At 45.5% G+C, this 18,061-nt stretch carries 17 protein-coding genes; 10 read left to right on the forward strand and 7 right to left on the reverse strand.

The window, feature by feature from the left end:
- The first annotated feature begins 41 nt into the window (after nucleotides 1-41).
- From J0L70_RS20700 to J0L70_RS20720, 5 genes are read left to right on the forward strand one after another with little or no spacing between them, the layout of a single operon-like run.
- A complete protein-coding gene (locus tag J0L70_RS20700; RefSeq protein ID WP_287455720.1) occupies nucleotides 42-1,820 on the forward strand; it encodes an ABC transporter ATP-binding protein in 1,779 nt (592 codons plus the stop codon).
- Entirely contained in the window at nucleotides 1,817-3,067 is a 1,251-nt protein-coding gene (locus J0L70_RS20705; RefSeq protein WP_287455721.1) for a nucleotidyltransferase domain-containing protein, read from the forward strand. Before J0L70_RS20700 ends, J0L70_RS20705 begins: the two co-directional genes overlap by 4 nt.
- A gap of 5 nt (nucleotides 3,068-3,072) precedes the next feature.
- On the forward strand, nucleotides 3,073-4,482 hold the full coding sequence (locus tag J0L70_RS20710) for a tetratricopeptide repeat protein (protein ID WP_017289122.1): 1,410 nt from the start codon (nucleotides 3,073-3,075) through the stop codon (nucleotides 4,480-4,482).
- A gap of 16 nt (nucleotides 4,483-4,498) precedes the next feature.
- Nucleotides 4,499-5,215, forward strand: coding sequence for a glycosyltransferase family 2 protein (locus J0L70_RS20715; RefSeq protein WP_287455722.1), 717 nt, complete (start codon nucleotides 4,499-4,501; stop codon nucleotides 5,213-5,215).
- 2 nt (nucleotides 5,216-5,217) lie between these two features.
- The gene (locus J0L70_RS20720; protein ID WP_287455723.1) at nucleotides 5,218-5,982 is read left to right on the forward strand and encodes an NAD-dependent epimerase/dehydratase family protein; all 765 of its coding nucleotides are present in this window, start codon (nucleotides 5,218-5,220) and stop codon (nucleotides 5,980-5,982) included.
- Here the strand turns inward: J0L70_RS20720 and J0L70_RS20725 are convergent.
- Genes J0L70_RS20725 through J0L70_RS20745 form a run of 5 tightly spaced genes read right to left on the reverse strand, consistent with a single transcriptional unit; the run spans nucleotide 5,979 to nucleotide 10,038 of the window.
- Nucleotides 5,979-6,674 carry a glycosyltransferase family 2 protein gene (locus J0L70_RS20725; protein ID WP_017289125.1) on the reverse strand — a complete coding sequence of 232 codons (696 nt, stop codon included), beginning with the start codon at nucleotides 6,672-6,674 and terminating at the stop codon, nucleotides 5,979-5,981. The genes J0L70_RS20720 and J0L70_RS20725 overlap by 4 nt on opposite strands.
- Before the next feature lie 19 nt (nucleotides 6,675-6,693).
- Nucleotides 6,694-7,410, reverse strand: coding sequence for an FkbM family methyltransferase (locus J0L70_RS20730; protein ID WP_287455724.1), 717 nt, complete (start codon nucleotides 7,408-7,410; stop codon nucleotides 6,694-6,696).
- Between the two features lie 13 nt (nucleotides 7,411-7,423).
- Complete coding sequence (locus J0L70_RS20735; RefSeq protein WP_287455725.1) at nucleotides 7,424-8,527, reverse strand: phosphoenolpyruvate carboxykinase (ATP); 1,104 nt, start codon at nucleotides 8,525-8,527, stop codon at nucleotides 7,424-7,426.
- 9 nt (nucleotides 8,528-8,536) lie between these two features.
- Nucleotides 8,537-9,589 carry a nucleotidyltransferase family protein gene (locus J0L70_RS20740; protein WP_287455726.1) on the reverse strand — a complete coding sequence of 351 codons (1,053 nt, stop codon included), beginning with the start codon at nucleotides 9,587-9,589 and terminating at the stop codon, nucleotides 8,537-8,539.
- Nucleotides 9,590-9,594: 5 nt separating this feature from the next.
- Nucleotides 9,595-10,038 (reverse strand): PqqD family protein, encoded by a 444-nt coding sequence (locus tag J0L70_RS20745; protein ID WP_017289129.1) that lies wholly within the window; start codon nucleotides 10,036-10,038, stop codon nucleotides 9,595-9,597.
- Nucleotides 10,039-10,377: 339 nt separating this feature from the next.
- Here J0L70_RS20745 and J0L70_RS20750 point away from each other — a divergent pair, with 339 nt between their 5' ends.
- A complete protein-coding gene (locus tag J0L70_RS20750; protein ID WP_287455727.1) occupies nucleotides 10,378-11,301 on the forward strand; it encodes an SMP-30/gluconolactonase/LRE family protein in 924 nt (307 codons plus the stop codon).
- Between the two features lie 5 nt (nucleotides 11,302-11,306).
- Here J0L70_RS20750 and J0L70_RS20755 read toward each other — a convergent pair whose 3' ends face one another.
- Both J0L70_RS20755 and J0L70_RS20760 read right to left on the reverse strand, forming a co-directional pair.
- Nucleotides 11,307-11,966: a YbaY family lipoprotein gene (locus tag J0L70_RS20755; RefSeq protein ID WP_190653310.1), complete on the reverse strand. Its 660-nt coding sequence runs from the start codon at nucleotides 11,964-11,966 to the stop codon at nucleotides 11,307-11,309.
- A 62-nt stretch (nucleotides 11,967-12,028) separates the two neighbouring features.
- Nucleotides 12,029-12,556: a hypothetical protein gene (locus tag J0L70_RS20760; protein WP_268242564.1), complete on the reverse strand. Its 528-nt coding sequence runs from the start codon at nucleotides 12,554-12,556 to the stop codon at nucleotides 12,029-12,031.
- A gap of 179 nt (nucleotides 12,557-12,735) precedes the next feature.
- Between J0L70_RS20760 and J0L70_RS20765 the strand changes: the two genes are divergently transcribed.
- From J0L70_RS20765 to J0L70_RS20780, 4 genes are all read left to right on the forward strand, one after another.
- Nucleotides 12,736-13,161, forward strand: coding sequence for a response regulator (locus tag J0L70_RS20765; protein WP_197693253.1), 426 nt, complete (start codon nucleotides 12,736-12,738; stop codon nucleotides 13,159-13,161).
- 170 nt (nucleotides 13,162-13,331) lie between these two features.
- Complete coding sequence (locus J0L70_RS20770) at nucleotides 13,332-15,620, forward strand: sensor histidine kinase (RefSeq protein WP_287455728.1); 2,289 nt, start codon at nucleotides 13,332-13,334, stop codon at nucleotides 15,618-15,620.
- Complete coding sequence (locus J0L70_RS20775; protein WP_017289135.1) at nucleotides 15,583-16,005, forward strand: response regulator; 423 nt, start codon at nucleotides 15,583-15,585, stop codon at nucleotides 16,003-16,005. Before J0L70_RS20770 ends, J0L70_RS20775 begins: the two co-directional genes overlap by 38 nt.
- On the forward strand, nucleotides 15,966-17,975 hold the full coding sequence (locus tag J0L70_RS20780) for a hybrid sensor histidine kinase/response regulator (RefSeq protein WP_026148760.1): 2,010 nt from the start codon (nucleotides 15,966-15,968) through the stop codon (nucleotides 17,973-17,975). Before J0L70_RS20775 ends, J0L70_RS20780 begins: the two co-directional genes overlap by 40 nt.
- Nucleotides 17,976-18,061 lie beyond the last annotated feature (86 nt).

Here is an 18,061-nt window from a genome sequence, read left to right on the forward strand (position 1 = left end):
TAGGAAATCATTCGGAGATCATTCTCCTGTTGGGTTTCTACATGTTGAAAATTAACCGCGCAGTTACGTTAGTGTGGCAAAGTTCGCCATTCTGGACAACGATTCATAGCTTTGTGGCGATTGTTCAAACGCTGTTACCGCTGATCCAGCTTTACTTGATTAAGCTGATTGTTGACAGCATTGCCAGTAGTCTCAAGGGAACGAGTCAGTCTCAAAATTTTAATCACATTCTATTTCTGTTGATGGGTACAGGAATAGTCATGCTGCTGACTAATTTTGCTGCCGTTATCGCTGAGTTAGTTTCGACGACTTTATCTCAGCGAGTGACGGATTACATGCAAGTTGTACTCTACAGAAAAGCGATCGAGATTGATTTAGAGTCTTATGAAAATCCTCAGTATCAAGACATTCTAGAGCGTGCGAAGTGGGAGGCTCCTCACCGTCCTACTCGAATGTTGAACAATTTGACCTCAATTGGGCAAAGTGCCCTTTCTCTCATTGTGGTTGCCGGGTTACTCATCACGATGCATTGGGGGTTGATTAGTATTTTAGTCGTTGCCTCGATGCCCATGATGCTTCTGCGGGTTCAACAGTCTAAAGCGCTTTACAAGTGGCAGCGACATCAAACTGAACTTGAACGTAAAGCTAATTATTTTGGGCATTTACTGTTAGGCGATAGCCCAGCGAAAGAAATTCGGCTCTTCAATATTGGCAACTTACTGATTGAATGGGTGCAGGAGTTAAGACAGCAATTGCTGCGAGAAAAGCTTGCGTTGATTACCCGACAAGCCAGTGCTCGATTGCTCATGCAAGGGATCACGAGCCTTGCAGTTCTTGCAGCGTATGGATTTATGATTGAACAAACGCTGCAGGGGAAATTTCAGCTTGGCGATCTCGTCCTTTATAGCCAAGCTCTGCAACGCGGGCAGGGTGCGCTGAAAGATCTCATTGGCAATCTAGCAAGCCTGCATGAAAATCATCTATTTCTTGCTGACCTGTACGAGTTTTTGGCGATTCAACCCACGATCGCGAAACCTCTTCACCCGACAACTGTGCCATATCCGTTTCGCCGCGGAATTGTGTTTGAAAATGTCAGTTTTCGGTACCAGAATTCTGCCCGTTTTGCACTGAAGCAAATCAATCTTTCTATTCAACCAGGAGAAGTGATTGCACTCGTTGGTGAAAATGGCTCGGGTAAAACAACATTGGTCAAACTTTTGACTCGACTCTACGATGTCACAGAAGGGCGGATTACGATCGATGGCATTGATATTCGGCACTTCTCGCCTGACGATTTGCATCGTCAGATCAGTGTGATTTTCCAAGACTACACGCGCTATCAATTCAGCGCCCAAGATAATATCTGGCTTGGCAATATTGAACTACCGATTACCTCTGATCGCATTGTTCAATCTGCTCATCAATCGGGTGCCGATACAGTGATTCAAACCTTGCCACAAGGCTATAACACACTGCTCGGAAAGTGGTTTAAAGGGGGCGAAGAACTCAGCGGAGGACAATGGCAAAAGATTGCATTAGCTCGGGCTTTTTTACGTGAAGCTCAGTTGGTTGTGCTCGATGAACCAACCAGCGCTATGGATGCCAAAGCTGAGGCTGAAGTCTTTCAGAAATTTCGGGATCTGATGCGCGATCGCTCAGCGTTGTTAATTACTCATCGTCTCTCAACGGTCAAGATGGCGGATCGAATTTATGTGATGGATCAAGGAAGAATCACAGAAAGTGGGACGCATGACCAATTAATGGCGCGACGAGGAACCTATGCTCACTTGTTTGAAATTCAAGCCAAACACTATCAATGACAACTCCTGAAAATACTGCTTTACTAGCCTGTATCCGGTTCTATTTCGGCACAACAACCGAGTGCGACGTGAAAGATGCGTTGGGAGGGGCGATCGATTGGTCGGTACTGTTAAAAACTGCGATCGATCATGGCGTTATGCCGCTGCTATATCACGCTCTTAAATCGATGGATGTTCAAGTCCCACGCTCCGTTCTGATGAATTTGCAAGTTTGCTATCGGATGAATGGATTGCATAATGTCTCGCAAACTCAGGAACTCTTGAAGGTGCTTGCGCAGCTTGAAGCGGCTGGAATTGATGCGATCGCATTTAAGGGATCGGCACTTGCGGCTTCTGCATACGGCAATATTGCCTTTCGTCAATTCAATGATTTAGATATTCTTGTTAAGCGGCAAGATTTTTGGCAAGCAAAAGCAGTCTTAGTAGCAGCAGGCTATCATTCTCCAGTTTCAACAGGCGAACTTCTACAATTTCAGCGATATCTTCAGATTTCTTTAGTGAACCGCACGCCTGATGCAGCCTTGTTTAATCAGAAGTTTCAACACTCTTTGCTGCATAGTAATCCAGAGCGAAGCATTGACTTACATTGGGGAATTCCGCCGAGACGAACTTGGAAGTGCGATCGCATTGAGCGCCTCTGGGAAAATCTAGACACGATCGATCTGATGGGACAGTCGATTCAAACGTTTTCGCCGGAGACAGCACTGGTCGTTCAATGTCTAAATGTTGCGAAGGAACCTTGGAAGCGCTCATTTAAGCAGATTTGTGATGTTGCTCAGATCATTCAAGCGTATCCTAAGTTGAACTGGAATACTGCGCTAGAACTATCGGCTGATTTACGAAGCCAACGGCTTTTTCTCATCGGGGTTGAGGTGACTGCTCAACTTCTGGGTGTTCCGCTACCCGAATTTGTGCGCGAGAAACTTGCCGGAAACGATTCAAGCCATCAGCAAGTTTTTGAGAGCGATCGCGCTCCTACAGGCGTGTTGAAAACTTCTTGGTCGGAATATACGAACCAACTGAATACTCTAGATCAAGCGAGAGATGGAATTTTTGCGACAGGCTTTTATCCCCTCATCACGCTGCTCGCGATTTTGACAACCATCACATCGATCAATGATCGCGATCGTGAGCTATTACCTTTGCCAAGCTGGCTATTTTTCCTTTACTACGTGCTTCGCCCAATTCGACTTTTGATCCAGTACGTATTCGCCCGTAAACTGCTCACTGTACAAAGCAAGGTATAGTTCCTATGAAACAGTCATCTAATGTAGAGAGTGCCCTGACTCAATTCCAGTTAGCGAACGCTTGGCACGCTCGAGGTCATCTGGAAGAAGCCTTGACGCGCTATCAAGAAACAATCCGACTCCATCCGAACTATGCGCCTGCCTATCAGCAGTTAGCCAATTTGATGCTCAAACAACGTCGGATGGAAGAAGCATTGCAGTACTACGAGCAAGCGCTGAGCTTAGATTTTGAGGCAACCGATCTATCGTTTTACTACCACTGTTTGGGCTTATCAGAACGTAAGAGTTCTTCTAGTCAAGCGGAAATTGTTTCAGCAGGAAACTCAAGCGTAATCAAGACAGAACATATATCCAGAGGCATGACCACTGGCAAAATTAGTCTTGGAAAACAACGAATTTTTGGGTTTCATCGTAGCGGCTGGAACTTTGCAGTTCAGGCACTGAGTCCGTTGCACAATCCTCATGGTGTTTTGTTTGATGGGTGTATAGAAAATCAGTTTCTATTTCAGCACAATGCGCGATCGCGATCGCGCCAAATTTTGGCAAAAATGAAAGCTGATGGTGTGTTTCAGTATCTCGCAACCTCAGAAGAAAAAGGAATTACGCCTTATCAAAAACCTTGGGTTGGGTTCTTCCACAATCCTCCTGCTATTCCCATTTGGTTTCATTATCACAATTCACTCCAAAGGCTATTTCAAAAGCAAATCTGGCAAGATAGTCTACCTCATTGCATTGGGTTGTTTGCCCTCTCGAACTATCATGCAGAATGGCTAAGAGAGCAGACAGGCAAGCCTGTTTCTGTGTTAGTTCATCCAACTGAAATTCCTGAAAAACAGTTTGATTTTCATCAATTCTTACAAAATCCACGTAAAAAGGTGGTGCAGATTGGATGGTGGCTCCGCAAATTGAACTCGATTTATCGACTCCCACTGGATAAAGATAATTCACTGGGCTATGAGAAAGTAAGGCTAGGCTTTTTGTTTGATGTAGCCGAAGATCTCATTACTAAGCTGATGCAGCAAGAAGCGAGAATTCATAAGATCGATGTTGATGAAGCATACTCAGAAAATACGACTGTTCTTCGACATCTCCCTAATGATGAGTATGATGATCTATTAGCTGCCAATATCGCCTTTATTGATTTGTATGATGCCAGCGCGAACAATGCCGTTATTGAATGCATCGCTCGTGCAACTCCCCTGCTCGTCAATCCACTCCCGTCTGTGAAAGAATACTTGGGTGATGAGTATCCCATGTACTTCAACACTCTAGAAGAAGCCGCAGAAAAAGCGTTGGATACGTCCTTAATTCTTGAGACGCACCTTTACCTGAAGCATTGCGAAACCAGACAGAAACTCTCAGCAGATTACTTCCTGAATAGCTTTTGTAACAGTGAAGTTTATCGGATGATTTAATGAAAGGACAATTCTGATGACTGTTAATTTTCCACTGGTTAGTGTGATTATTCCGGTTTACAATCGCGATCGCTATCTCGCTGAAGCGATCGATAGTGTTCTCGCTCAGACTTATCCAGCGATCGAGTTAGTTGTGGTTGATGATGGATCGAGCGATCGTAGTGCAGAGATTGCTCAGCGATATATCCCAAATCTTGTTTACCACTATCAACCAAATGGTGGAATCAGCGCTGCTAGAAATACCGGAATTGGCTTAGCTCAAGGCGAATTTCTAGCCTTTCTTGATTCCGATGATATTTGGATGCCAGACAAGTTATCTCAACAAATGGAAGCCTTTACATCTGATCCAAATTTGGAGGCTGTGTTTGGCTATGTTCAACAGTTTTATAGTCCAGAGCTAGACGAAACGTTTCGGCAACGCATTCGCTGTCCGGAGCAGCCGAGTGCTGCTTATATTTCCAGCGCGATGCTGATTAAGCGATCGGCATTCCTGCGAGTCGGTGAGTTTGAAACCGAGTTAAAAACAGGAATCGATATAAGTTGGTATGCCCGCGCGGTCGAACAACAGTTGAGACAGCTCATGTTGCCCGACATTGTTTATCATAGGCGACTGCATGAGACGAACAGTGGCATTACAGAACGTCAGCACGCGAATCAACGTCTCCATATTCTCAAAACGATGCTGGATCGACGGCGGCAGTCTAATCTCCCTCAAACGACTCAGGAAATCTAAACATGCGCAACTTCTTTCAACCTCGCTCTAAGTCGAATCAAAAAACAGTTCTCTTGACGGGAGCAGCCGGAACGATTGGGATGTCCTTGCAGCACTATCTTGGGGAAACCTATCACTTTCGTTGTCTCGATCGTAAACGTATTCCCCAGGTGCAAGATATGCGAGTGGTCAACATCGAAAACTTTAGAGCCGTGCTTAAGGCAATGCAAGGAGTCGATGCTGTGATTCATCTTGCAGCAAATCCTCGTATCGATCAGCCTTGGCAAGACGTTTATACGAGCGGTATTGGTGGCACATACAACGTCTTTGAAGCAGCTCGCCAAGCCGGAGTCAAGCAAATCATTTATGCCAGCACGAATCATGTTTCTGGCTGGCGAGAAGTGAAGCAAGAACCTCAGATTACGTCTGATCAACTGGTTCGCCCTGACTCGTTGTATGCAGTTGGCAAGGCATTTGGTGAAACGTTAGGGCAATTTTTTGTCGATCGATATGAAATGTCGATCGTTTGCCTTCGCATCGGAGCCTTTGTAGCCGAACCCAAACTTTACAGCCCTAACGATCACATGCTGGCAGTCTGGTGTAGTCCACGGGATCTGGCTCAACTCGTACAGCGATCGCTAGAGCAAGATAATCTCGGCTTTCAGATTTTCTACGCTATTTCCGGCAATACTCGCCGCTATTGGGATATCAGCAATGCTCAAGCCTTGCTAGGATATGACCCTCAAGATGACGCTGAACGCTTGCTGACCGCTCTTAAATTGACTTAATCAGCGAGTCGCTGTGTTTTACGGGCAAGCGATGCTCTCAGGATTTTGATGGCACGATGAACGCTTTCACGCCATGCTTGCCAGGACAAATTCGCGCCATGAAGCCGTCTGAGAATCAGTGTTTCAGGAAGTGTGATGATAGGGATTTGAGCATCTCTGGCTCGACATAACCATTCGAGATCTTCACTGGCACGATAATCAGGCGAGAAATTCCCAATTTGACTAAACACAGTTCTGCGAACGACCAGCGTACTAGGAATGGGACTCTTGTGATCTTCAAGCCCAATTTCGGGTTGAAACCAGGATGGGAGCTGAGTTCCTGGTTCGATAAAATTTTTGATTTTCGTTGCGGTGATGCCAACATCCGGATTCTCTAACATATAGGCAATCTGAATACTGAGCTTATTGGGCTGCCAGACATCATCTGCATCTAAGAACGCAATGAATTCTCCTTGAGCCTCTGCGATCGCGCGATTACGAGCTACCGATACTCCCTGATTCGATTGATAGAAGTAACGCACTTCTGGATAAGCACGTACTACATCAGCAGTGTGATCCGTTGAACCGTCATCGACCACGATCGTTTCGAGCGGATGGTAACTTTGAGCGCGTACGCTATCCAACGTTGCTGCGATGAATTTTCCGTAGTTACAGGTGGGGATGATCACGCTTACTAAAGGAGAAGTGCTCATGATTGGTATTGCTTAGGGTCTAGTAACTGTCTTGATGTAACCAGTAGATTTCCCAAGGTTTATCTCGATTAAATGGATTTTTGATTTGCCGATATCCATTTGCCGATAGCAACTGAGAAAGGGATGCTCGAATTGAGTGATCGCATTCCAAGCTCAATGCCAAAAATCGATACTGATCAAACGGAAACACTTCTAAAACATCTAACTCGCTGCCCTCAATATCAAAAGCAGCATAGTCAATGATGTTAGGAGCCTGATGTTTCTTCAGCAGAGCTTCCAAAGTAGTTGCTTCTTTCTCGACAGCTCTGCCTTTTTGAACCACTTCTTTTCCCTGATGCTTGACCTGTTCCAGATTAGATTTAATCCCGCTCAGATAGGGGCTTACCGTATCTTCGCTGCCTTCTATGAAGATGACGTTGCCAACTCGATTTGAGAGGCAAACTTTCTCACAAGTGCTATTGGGGCGATTGTCAACAAGCTGTTCAAAAAAATAGTCATTCGGTTCAACACAAATCCCTGTCCATCCGAACTCTTGTTCCAACACATAACAGCTACTGGCTGCTTTACCATTCGCGGCTCCGATTTCTAAGAAATAACCGTTTCGCTTGCCTGGAAACACATATTCAGCAATCCAACGATCGTTATTCGTTTCGTTATAGTATTGTCGCTGGGGTGGAAGTAGAGCGGGTGTAAATCGGGTCAGCCCATCAATCATTTTTCGCTGCAAAGCTCTCATCTCACTGCCTCATTTAAAGTGATGTCAGTAAATTCGCAATCACAGCGGGAATCTGGGCTACGTCCGTACCGAGTTCCAGAGCATAGCAAGGAACTTGCTTGACTAAGCTAGACATCATCTGGAATGCCGTTTTTCCACTACCTGCTAATTGGAACATTGTGCTGGGCGCAAGTGCTTTTAATGCCATTGCTGCTGTTGTCGGGCGCAAATGCGTGTCTGATTTTCCAGTTACTTGTGGAACTAATACCGCTTTAATCGGAAAGCCTGTGACGACTTTTTCAGGGCAGTGATGATTCAGAAAGAGCATTGCTTTTTCTGAATCTAGGCGATCGCGATTATTGACCCAAGGAGCCAACCGAGGAAATCGCTCTAGATCTTCTTGTCCCTTCAGTTTGGCAGTGTTGTAGAGACTATAAACATAGGGAGTCGGCTCCATCGAAAGCAGACAATAATCATCGCTGGCGTAAACGAGTGGACTATCGATGCAAGCGAGCGCAGTAGAAGATTTGCCAGACCCCCCTTTCCCTGCAAGCAAGACACCTCCATCTAGAGTGCCAACTGCTCCAGCATGAACATATTGCTTGTGATGATCGGTTGTCCACCAGTTTAGAATCATTTGCAGAGGTGAGCCCTTTTCCCAGTAGGGAATATTTTCGGCATCTTTAATCCAGTAACAGGCAAGATTTTGCTGACGATCGAGCACGCTCAGAATGTTCGGTCCGATGTGAAAGTTGGAGCGAATGCGATCGCCATCGTATCCTTTGACTTCTTTGCGCGGTCCTAAGTGGCTCGTCCAATTGATCTCAAGCAGTTCGATGAGACTGCCAATCAGTAATGGCAATTGCGTTGAGGTAGAAGCACTATCCCAAATACAAATCGTGAGATCTGGATCTGCTACAGGTGAAGTCACTAAGTGAGCAAGTGCAGGTGTGAGATAGGGAACTAATCCGTCTCCTGCAAACTGTAGACAAATCGTATATCCTCCAATCAGATAGAAGAACTTCACGATTCCAACAGCTTGAGCGGCTCGCTCAAATCCTGCATGAACCATCTGAAAGTAGACGAGCTGTTCCTGTTCTTCTAATCTCAAAGCGGGTGGAGCTGAAGTAAGTTGCATAAGAGTGACTTAGTATCGGGGAACAAGAAGCGTTTTCAGAATTTGTCTACCTGGAAATGGGCGATGCCGAAGCTGAAATAAATACTGTTCTAAAGGTCGCATCACAGGTAAGCTTTGCGCTCTCAGCCACGGTTGCCACTCTCCTGCTAAGACTTGATAGGTGGACAATTCCTCAGATAGGAGCGGCATCTGCACCAGCGTAGGCAGTACCCAGTTTGGTACATCTAACTCAAGGATTTGGTGCAACAGCGTCAGCGTGTTTCGCAGGGGCAAGATCATACGATAGCGTTGTGCTTGAGTGATCAATCGTTGCCAGTCCAGATCGTCGCCAAATCTCTGGATCAGTAAAAATGCATCTGCGAGACCCTGAATGGTTTGTCCTCTTGCCTTCAAGAATGTTCTTGCACAGATTTCTAAAAGCTGATCAGTTGGATCGAGTAAGAATCCAGCGTTAGGAAGCGAGATGGCTCGCCGCCAAACCTGCTCATCTGTCTCATCTTGAGGGAATGCCCAAAATAGACGTGTCTGAATATAGAGACTCTGCTGTTGCGCCTTGAATTGGATTGACACCTGCCCTGGAGTCGGTGCAGGGGCTTCCCAATCGAGAGCGATAAGGGTCTTGAAGGTAGGATCTAGCTGATCTTGGCGGAGCAGCAAATGGAAGCTGGAGACAGGTAAATTGCTGCCGTGAAAATTGAGAGCAGAATCTCCGAGAACGATCGCATCAATTCCAGCTTCTGCCAAGGCTGCCAAAATGGTATGAAGCGATCGAATCTGAAGTTGATTAGCATACCAAGTGCGCCGATAAATCCCTTTCAGCCTTGCCATGTGAGGGTCTTCGACACCGTGCGCCAATAGAGTTTGGTATAGTTGCGGCAGGAGTGTAAAGGATGTTGAGTCTAAGGTTTCAATATCGACGCGAGCTTTCCACTGCTCCCAAGCGGTGAGTGCAGATTGACCCTTCAAAAGGGCTGCTTTTAACAGAAGCTCTTGTGTGAAAGTGAGACGATAGAATCCAAACTGGAAGATGTGTTTTTTGTGCTTCTCTGGTGAATTGTTCATGAGCGTTAGGCAGACTTGGCGTTAGGCCAGCCTACTTCTACATCGACTTCATGAATTGGATCGAGTAGGAGTAAGTCTTCCATGTCGGTGAACTTTTCCAATATCGGTTTTTCAAACTGAGGTTTGGAGGCAGAAGGTGCAATCGTTGTGGTGGGATTTGGCGAATCAAGCGTCGTGCCTTCGACTTTCAAGATCAGTTCTTCACGGATTAGATGGTCTAGAAACTCATCGACGGCTGTTGCAATATCCTCGTAGCTTGCTGCATAGGTTTGCGTGAGTTGATCAATGAGGTGAAGACGATCGCTGCCTTGCTCAAGACCACTCCAAACTTCTGCGCCTGTCTTAAGCAAGCTGTAGTAGTATCCTTTCTCTAAATTAACAATGACGACTTCTCCATCAATCGTTTCACAAACGACTTGCGGTGTATTGACCTGAAAACTTATGTTCATTTTGAGGCTGATATGAATTACACAGGTGACTTGTTGCAGTTTTTACAGCGTCACAATCGAGCGTCAGGGGAAAAAAATCAAGACTTCATCAAAACTTCATCAAACGCTGCTAGTGGATTGTCGATTATGAAAGCTAGACATAATCGGCAGTATAGATACTTTTATTGTTGGCATCTTGTGATATTCAGAGACTGATGCAATCTCTTGATGCACATTTCTAAGACATTTCTTTAAATAGTACTCGGAACATGCTTTGTTCTTTTTTTAACTACGACGAGTTTTTAATTTAGGAATCGAATCGTTGATAATGCTGTGTACAAACCTCATGCAGTTAAAGTGATGACAATAAAATTAAAGATCAAACAGCAGATCGCAAAATACTTGCCAGGAAATTGCTTACAGGCAACAACACAATCGTTCAAAACCCTGTTCCCTAAGAATTTTCGTGTTACTTGCATTGCATCCGGGTTGAAATTTACAGAAGGTCCGCTGTGGTCTGCAGATTCACAATATTTACTATTTAGCGATATTCCTGCTAATCGGATCTACAAATTTGCAGATGGACAATTAACGGTTTTTCGGGAGCCTAGTGGTAATGCGAATGGCTTGACGCGCGATCGACAAGGACGATTGATCACTTGTGAGGAAGGAAGCCGTCGTTTGACGCGGACAGAGCTAGATGGAACGATTACTGTGTTATGCGATCGCTTTGGTAACCAGAAACTCAACAGTCCTAATGATGTGATTGTGAAACAAGATGGCTCAATCTACTTTACTGATCCACCTTATGGAATTCAACCTGAGCAGCAAGAACAACCTGTTCAAGGAGTTTACTATCTATCAATTGATGGAATGCTGAAACTGGTTGTTCAAGATTTCATTGCACCGAATGGTTTAGCATTATCTCCAGATGAAAGGACGCTGTATATTGATGATTCGTCGGAACGCTGTCATATTCGTGCATTTGATGTGCAAGCGGATGGTTCTCTAACAGGCGATCGAGTTTTTTGCGCGATGAGTACTCCGGGAGTATCTGGGAATCCGGATGGCATGAAGGTTGACCAAGCCGGGCATCTCTATGCGACTGGACCTGGGGGAGTTTGGGTGTTTGAACCGGATGGAACTCATCTGGGCACGATCGTATTTCCAGAGCAGCCTTCTAACTGTGCCTGGGGTGATGCTGATTGGTGCAGTCTCTATGTTACGGCTTGTAGCTCTGTATATCGGATTCGTGTGAATATTCCAGGGATTCCAGTTCCTTAAGTTACCTATCTTGGAGTGGGCGTTACTGAACGGACAATTACTTCAACTTTTTCAGGCTTCTGATGCGGTGTAGTTGGGTAAGCGACATCTCCAGCAAAACGCAGCTGCTGATCGACTAAAATCCGGGCACGAATGACATAAGATATGTCTTCACGAATGCTAGAAGTATTGTAATTGAGCGAAAACGGGATCGGGACTTGTTTGCCTTTCGTTTCGATAGTTTGTTCTGCAAGAACTTCGATTGGTGCGTCAACCGATTCTAAAGTGACTTGCACGATCGCATCAGGCGGCAAAGCAATCCGCTCTCGATAAGTGACGTTACCAGAGACGGTTGTAGAGGCTGGAGAGATCATTGTTCCGGTGCAAGCTTGATAAAATGGTCGATTGTTGTGCGTCAGTTCAGCTTGATCTCCTTTGCCAGAAAAGGTGTACTTGCCAGCTTGATATCGAATTCCAGAACCTGTGCGAACTTGGCGCAGGTTCAGAGATTGATTCTCGAAAGTCACGATCGCACGATTGCCAATAAATCTTGCTCGAAACTGCTTGCCCTCGCGACACTGAAACTCATAGATCCGAGCTTGTGCAGGCTGTTGTGCTTGAGCCGCGATCGCTGTTGTGAGGAACAAAAATGTTGCAAGTCCTATACCCTGGTTAAAAAATTTCATTGTCCTAAAGGTGAACGATATTGATTGATGAATACTCTTCATCACAATAGTTCCAAGCAAAGTTAATTTAACTGTGAGGCGGCGCTGATCTCCACTACGCGATCGTTTTCAAATCGAAACACTAAGGACGAAGCGTACTGATCGTTGGCATAAAACACTGCATTGTCTTCATCGGCACTGGGCGTTCCGTAAATTCGTAAGACTTTGTTTCGGCGATCGCCGACGCGCACTCCTTCTAATGTTGCGAACTTTGAACTACGCGTTGTAATCGAATAAACTGTAGCATTCGGTTCTTGACGAACGCCCATTGGGACTTCAAAATGCACTTCCAGTTCTGGATATTTCCAGTAGAGCAAGGTTCCACAACAGGTTGAAGCTTGAGATGCCATTTGGGGTGGCTTGCCGAGTTTGCGTTCAACCTGAGACGCTTTCATACCCAGTTTGATGCCTGCAAGACCCATGCGAGCAATAGACATCTCTTTTGGCGGTGATTGCACTGGAGCTGTGAGAGAAACTGAAGCGAGCGGAACTGCAACGAACGTCGTGGTCAGAAGAAGAATTGTAAACAGCGATCGAGAATGAGTCAGCATAATCAAAATTTCTGAAGGGGCTTAATTTCTGCTTCAAGCCTAAAGCCATCATTCCTCAATTTTTTCGAGTGATTTCGACAAATCAGGTCGAGACTGAAAGATTAACAAAATCAAGAGAGTTTTTCGTCGATCGCACTTTTCATACTAAAAGTGATCACACAGCCTTGGAGGAAGATCTGTTGGAACGCTTGATTTTAGTGCTAGAAGAAAACCCAGAGCAGGCGATCCTGATTCAAAATGTCTTTCAACAGGATGAAGTTCCTTGTCGAGTCGAAGCGATCGCCGATGGTGCAAGCGCGATCGATTTCTTGTACCGCCGAGGCATTTACGAAAATGCTCCTCGCCCTGACTTAATTTTGCTGGATTTGGACTTGCCTGGAAAAACAGGTCATGAAGTCTTGAAAGAACTTAAATCCGATCCGCAGTTTAGAAGAATACCCGTGATCGTGCTGACCTTTTCTGAGAAGAAAGAAGACATCTTTCAAAGCTATGTGTTGCAAGGAAATAGCTATGTAATCGAATCTTCAGAACGCGATCGATTGACTGAAATTATTCAGCGAATTAAAGATTTTTGGTTAGGAATTGTAACCTTACCAGGAGAGTGAGCGCTCAGGATTGTTTGTGCTTTGATTGCAGAGTCCTAAATTTTATAAGCTCAGAAATCTAATTAAAAAAACTGGCGATTTTAATTAACGATCCGGCTGAAATTCCTGCGCTATGCTCGGACGTGGAACGTAGGGGTAGATGTGGCAATTCACAGAGGCAGGAAAAGATTATGACTGACTTAAATTTAGATACTCAATCAAGCAGTTTAATCAGCTTGAAGCAACCTTCCATTCATCGCCTTACCCAGGTTCAACCTCATGGCATCCTGCTCGTGTTAAAGGAGCCAGAGTTAATTATTTTGCAGGCAAGCCGCAATACGACTTCTCTGTTAAAAATGGATGCTGAAACGCTTCTTGGAAAAGCGATCGATGAAATTCTCGACTCTTTCCAAGTTGAACGAATCCGAGCCGGATTATCCGCAGACAATCTTGACTTTATTAATCCAACGAGAATTTGGATCAAGCGAAATGGCGATGACTATGCTGTATTTGATGCCGTGTTCCATCGCAGCGCAGACGGCTTTTTAGTTCTAGAGTTAGAACCTGCTTTGACAGAGGAAAACATTCCATTTCTGAGCTTTTATCATCTTGCAAAAGCTTCGATTAGCCAGCTCGAAGCAACGTCTAATCTTCAGGATTTTTGTCAAATTATTGTCCGCGAAGTTCGCAAAGTCACCGGATTCGATCGAGTGATGCTTTATCGCTTTGACCATGATGGACATGGCGAAGTGGTTGCAGAAGAAAAAATTGCAGAACTTGAATCCTACTTTGGGCTACATTTCCCTGAATCCGATATCCCGCAACCCGCTCGGAAAATGTTCTTGTCTAACTGGATTCGCGTGATTCCAGATGCTCACGCCGAACCTGTTGCCCTCTATCCGGCAAATAATCCACTGACCTACCAGCCAACCGATTTAACCCTGTCCATTCTTCGCAGTCCTTACGCGTGCCACACTGAATATCTGCACAATATGGGAGTTGGAGCATCGTTGACCATCTCCTTGATGAAAGACCAAAAGCTTTGGGGCTTGATTGCTTGTCATCATCGCACTCCCAAACCTGTGCCGTATGAATTGCGGAAAGCCTGCGAATTTTTAGGGCGTGTGATCTTTGCAGAAATCTCGACTCGCGAAGAAACGGCAGACTATACCTATCGAATGCGCCTTGCACAGGTACAATCTGCCTTGGTTGAAGCGATGTCTGAAGCAAGTAACTTTATTGAGGGTCTGACACAATCCGAGCCGAATTTACTCGATCTCGCAGATGCAACAGGTGCAGCAATTTGTTTTGGTGGACGCTGGACGACTTTAGGGCAAACCCCCTCTGAAGAAGAACTGAATTATCTGGTTCAATGGCTTGCGAAGAACAATGATGACGAGGTGTTTTACACTCAATCTCTGCCGCTGATTTACTCTGATGCGGAGCGATTTAAGCATGTGGCGAGTGGATTACTCGCGATTCCAATTTCTAAGCGGAGCTATGTCCTCTGGTTCCGTCCAGAAGTGATTCAAACTGTGAACTGGGGAGGCGATCCAAATCATGCGTATGAGCTTAAAGAATCCGGAGACGATCGTCGTTTATGCCCCCGCAAATCCTTTGAGCTTTGGAAAGAGACAGTTCGGCTCAATTCCTTGTCATGGAAGCCTGTCGAGATTCAAGCTACATTGGAATTGCGAAAAGCGATCGTCAACATTGTCCTCAAGCAAGCTGAAGAACTCGCACTCCTAGCTCAGGATTTAGAGCGATCGAATGCTGAATTGAAGAAGTTCGCCTATGTTGCTTCGCATGACTTGCAAGAGCCACTCAATCAAGTCGCGAACTATGTGCAGCTTCTCGAAATGCGCTACCACGATGCGCTGGATCAAGATGCCACTGAGTTCATCGATTTTGCTGTCGAAGGCGTGAGCTTAATGCAGACGTTGATTGATGATGTCTTGGTCTACTCGAAGGTTGATCTCAAAGGCATTGAGTGGCAACTGACTCATTCTGAAGCCGCGCTGACTCATGCACTCAGTAACCTCAGAGGACGCATTGCTGAAACGGAAGCAACGGTGACCTATGATCCGATGCCTCAAATTGTGGCAGATGGAACTCAGTTGATGCAGCTCTTCCAGAATCTCATTGGCAATGCGATTAAATTTAGAGGCACAGAACCACCGAAGGTTCATATCGGCGCGCAACGGCAAGAAGATACTTGGCTGTTCTCAGTCCGCGACAATGGCATTGGCATCGATCCGCAATTTAGCGATCGCATCTTTGTGATCTTCCAACGCTTGCACACCCGCGATGAATATCCTGGCTCTGGAATGGGACTCGCAATCTGTAAGAAGATTGTCGAATGCCATCGAGGTCGGATTTGGGTCGAATCCAATGTCAATCAAGGCGCAACCTTCTACTTCACCATTCCCGTCGGAGGACGAGATGCCGGAAAGAAAACGCATCTTTCTCATCGAAGATAATCGAGGCGACATTCGGCTCATCCAAGAAGCGCTGAAAAGCACAGCGACAGAATGTGATGTGATTGTTGCTCGCGATGGCATGGAAGCGATGCAGATCCTTCAGGCTCAAGATCCTTACCCGGATTTGATTCTGTTGGATCTGAACTTACCAAAAAAAGATGGGCGGGAAGTGCTAGCAGAGATCAAAGCTGATCCTTTGCTCAAGCATATTCCCGTGGTTGTTCTGACCACTTCGCGCAATGAAGAAGACATTCATAAAAGCTACGATTTGCATGTCAATTGCTACATTGCTAAATCTCGAAATTTACCCCAACTATTTAAGATTATTCAGGGGATTGAGGAATTTTGGTTAGAGACTGCGACATTACCTATCAGAACTGGTTAGAGAAGCCTTCTGTGCAGGTGCTGCTTGTAGAGGATAGTGCTCCAGAAGTGCGCCTGCTCCAAGAAATTCTCAAGAGCACGATTCTGACTCGATTTGAGCTTGTCCCAGTACAGCGCATGTCAGATGCGATCGCACAGTTAAAATCGACTCATTTTGATATTGTTTTACTTGATTTGACTTTACCTGATAGCACTGGACTCGATTCTGTGAGTAACTTAACGTCGCAGTTTCCCAGTGTTGCGATCGTTGTTCTGACGAATACCAATGATGATGATCTAGCAATCAATGCAGTTCGACATGGCGCTCAGGACTATTTAATGAAGCGTCAACTCAATCCGGATACATTGATTCGCTCGATGCGATATGCGATCGAGCGAAAACAAGCCGCAGAAGCATTGCGGGAGGCAAATGAAATCTTAGAGCAACGCGTTCAAGAACGTACCGCAGAACTCAAGCAAGAGATTGAAAGATGTCAAAAAATCCAAGCCCGATTAGAACTCGCTCAAAAAGCTGCGAAAACTGGAACCTTTGAATGGAATCTACAAACGAACGAGATTAATTGGACAGCCGAGGCTGAAGCACTTTATGGTCTAGCTCCGGGAAGTTTTGCTGGGAGCTATGAGCATTGGATTGAGCTACTTCATCCTGACGATCGAACTAAGATTGAGATTGAAGATCAGCAAGCTCTCGATACTGAATTCCGAATTCTGCACCCTGACGGAAGTCTGCGCTGGATTGCGGTACAAAGTAGCCTTGTGGCTCAACCGCTGCGAATGCTTGGCATTCAAATGGACATTACCGAGAAAAAGCAGCTCGAAGCCCAATTTCTCAGAGCACAAAGACTCGAAAGTTTAGGTACTCTAGCAGGTGGAGTGGCGCATGATCTCAACAATATTCTCACGCCCATTTTGGCAGTCACTCAGATTCTGCCGCTGAAGCTTCCCAATCTCGACGATCGCAATCGCTACCTCTTAAAGACGGCTGAAACGAGCGCGCGGCGCGGCGCGGACTTGGTGAAGCAAATTCTCTCGTTTGCAAGAGGAGTCGAAGGACATCGCGTCAGTTTGCAATTGAGTCATGTTCTGCGTGAGGTGCAGCAAATCATTCAGCAGACTTTACCTAAATCGATCGACATTCATACCAATATTGCTTCTGACCTTTGCACGATTACAGGTGATGCAACCCAGATCCATCAGATTCTAATGAATCTCTGTGTGAATGCGCGGGATGCCATGCCTGAAGGTGGAACTCTAACGCTGCAGGCTGAGAACATTGAAATTGATCATGCGATCGCGCGGTTACATCTTGATGCTCACGTGGGTTCTTATGTGGTCATCACTGTCACAGATACCGGAACGGGCATTTCGCCAGAAAATCTCAATCGGATCTTTGATCCATTCTTCACGACGAAAGAGATCGGAAAAGGTACAGGTTTAGGACTTTCTGCTTTACTAGGCATTGTTAGAAGCCATCATGGATTTGTTGATGTTCAAAGTCAGTTTAATCAAGGGAGTCAGTTCAAAATTTATCTGCCTGCGGATTGCTCAAAAGAATGTCCTTCAGAGGAGACACTACAGTCTCTATCAGGTCAGCAAGCTTGGGTACTAGTCGTGGATGATGAGCAGGCAGTCTGTGATACTTTACAAGCGATGCTATTGGCTCATGAGTATCAGGTTGTTGTCGCAAAAGGGGGGACAGAAGCGATCTCACTGTTGACCGAACATTCAGAGATTCAAACTGTGATCATGGATCTGATGATGCCGACATTAGATGGATGGGCAACGTTACCTTTACTACGGCGAGTGAACGGAGAAATTTATGCGATCGCGATGAGCGGACTTGCATCCACTGAAATTGTGACTCAAGCTGAAAGACGTGGCTTTCAAGGATTCTTACAAAAACCATTTACGACTCAAGATCTGCTGAAAGTACTCGCTCAACAACAACAGCAATTGTCGTTTTTGGTGTAGTCCGAAGCTAGAGTAGTGCTGAATTAGGTGGGGAGTGGGGAGTAGGGAGCTAGCAAAGAAACAACTCCCCACTCCCTACTCTTGTT

Origin of the sequence: Leptolyngbya sp. UWPOB_LEPTO1 (genome assembly GCF_017302695.1) — a bacterium.
GTDB classification, from domain to species: Bacteria; Cyanobacteriota; Cyanobacteriia; order Leptolyngbyales; family Leptolyngbyaceae; genus Leptolyngbya; species Leptolyngbya boryana.

Excerpts from the sequence above, each read along its gene's own strand:
- J0L70_RS20700 (WP_287455720.1), top strand. The coding sequence starts at position 42 with ATGTTGAAAATTAACCGCGCAGTTACGTTAGTGTGGCAAAGTTCGCCA.
- J0L70_RS20705 (WP_287455721.1), top strand. The coding sequence starts at position 1,817 with ATGACAACTCCTGAAAATACTGCTTTACTAGCCTGTATCCGGTTCTAT.
- J0L70_RS20710 (WP_017289122.1), top strand. The coding sequence starts at position 3,073 with ATGAAACAGTCATCTAATGTAGAGAGTGCCCTGACTCAATTCCAGTTA.
- J0L70_RS20715 (WP_287455722.1), top strand. The coding sequence starts at position 4,499 with ATGACTGTTAATTTTCCACTGGTTAGTGTGATTATTCCGGTTTACAAT.
- J0L70_RS20720 (WP_287455723.1), top strand. The coding sequence starts at position 5,218 with ATGCGCAACTTCTTTCAACCTCGCTCTAAGTCGAATCAAAAAACAGTT.
- J0L70_RS20725 (WP_017289125.1), bottom strand. The coding sequence starts at position 6,674 with ATGAGCACTTCTCCTTTAGTAAGCGTGATCATCCCCACCTGTAACTAC.
- J0L70_RS20730 (WP_287455724.1), bottom strand. The coding sequence starts at position 7,410 with ATGAGAGCTTTGCAGCGAAAAATGATTGATGGGCTGACCCGATTTACA.
- J0L70_RS20735 (WP_287455725.1), bottom strand. The coding sequence starts at position 8,527 with ATGCAACTTACTTCAGCTCCACCCGCTTTGAGATTAGAAGAACAGGAA.
- J0L70_RS20740 (WP_287455726.1), bottom strand. The coding sequence starts at position 9,589 with ATGAACAATTCACCAGAGAAGCACAAAAAACACATCTTCCAGTTTGGA.
- J0L70_RS20745 (WP_017289129.1), bottom strand. The coding sequence starts at position 10,038 with ATGAACATAAGTTTTCAGGTCAATACACCGCAAGTCGTTTGTGAAACG.
- J0L70_RS20750 (WP_287455727.1), top strand. The coding sequence starts at position 10,378 with ATGACAATAAAATTAAAGATCAAACAGCAGATCGCAAAATACTTGCCA.
- J0L70_RS20755 (WP_190653310.1), bottom strand. The coding sequence starts at position 11,966 with ATGAAATTTTTTAACCAGGGTATAGGACTTGCAACATTTTTGTTCCTC.
- J0L70_RS20760 (WP_268242564.1), bottom strand. The coding sequence starts at position 12,556 with ATGCTGACTCATTCTCGATCGCTGTTTACAATTCTTCTTCTGACCACG.
- J0L70_RS20770 (WP_287455728.1), top strand. The coding sequence starts at position 13,332 with ATGACTGACTTAAATTTAGATACTCAATCAAGCAGTTTAATCAGCTTG.
- J0L70_RS20775 (WP_017289135.1), top strand. The coding sequence starts at position 15,583 with ATGCCGGAAAGAAAACGCATCTTTCTCATCGAAGATAATCGAGGCGAC.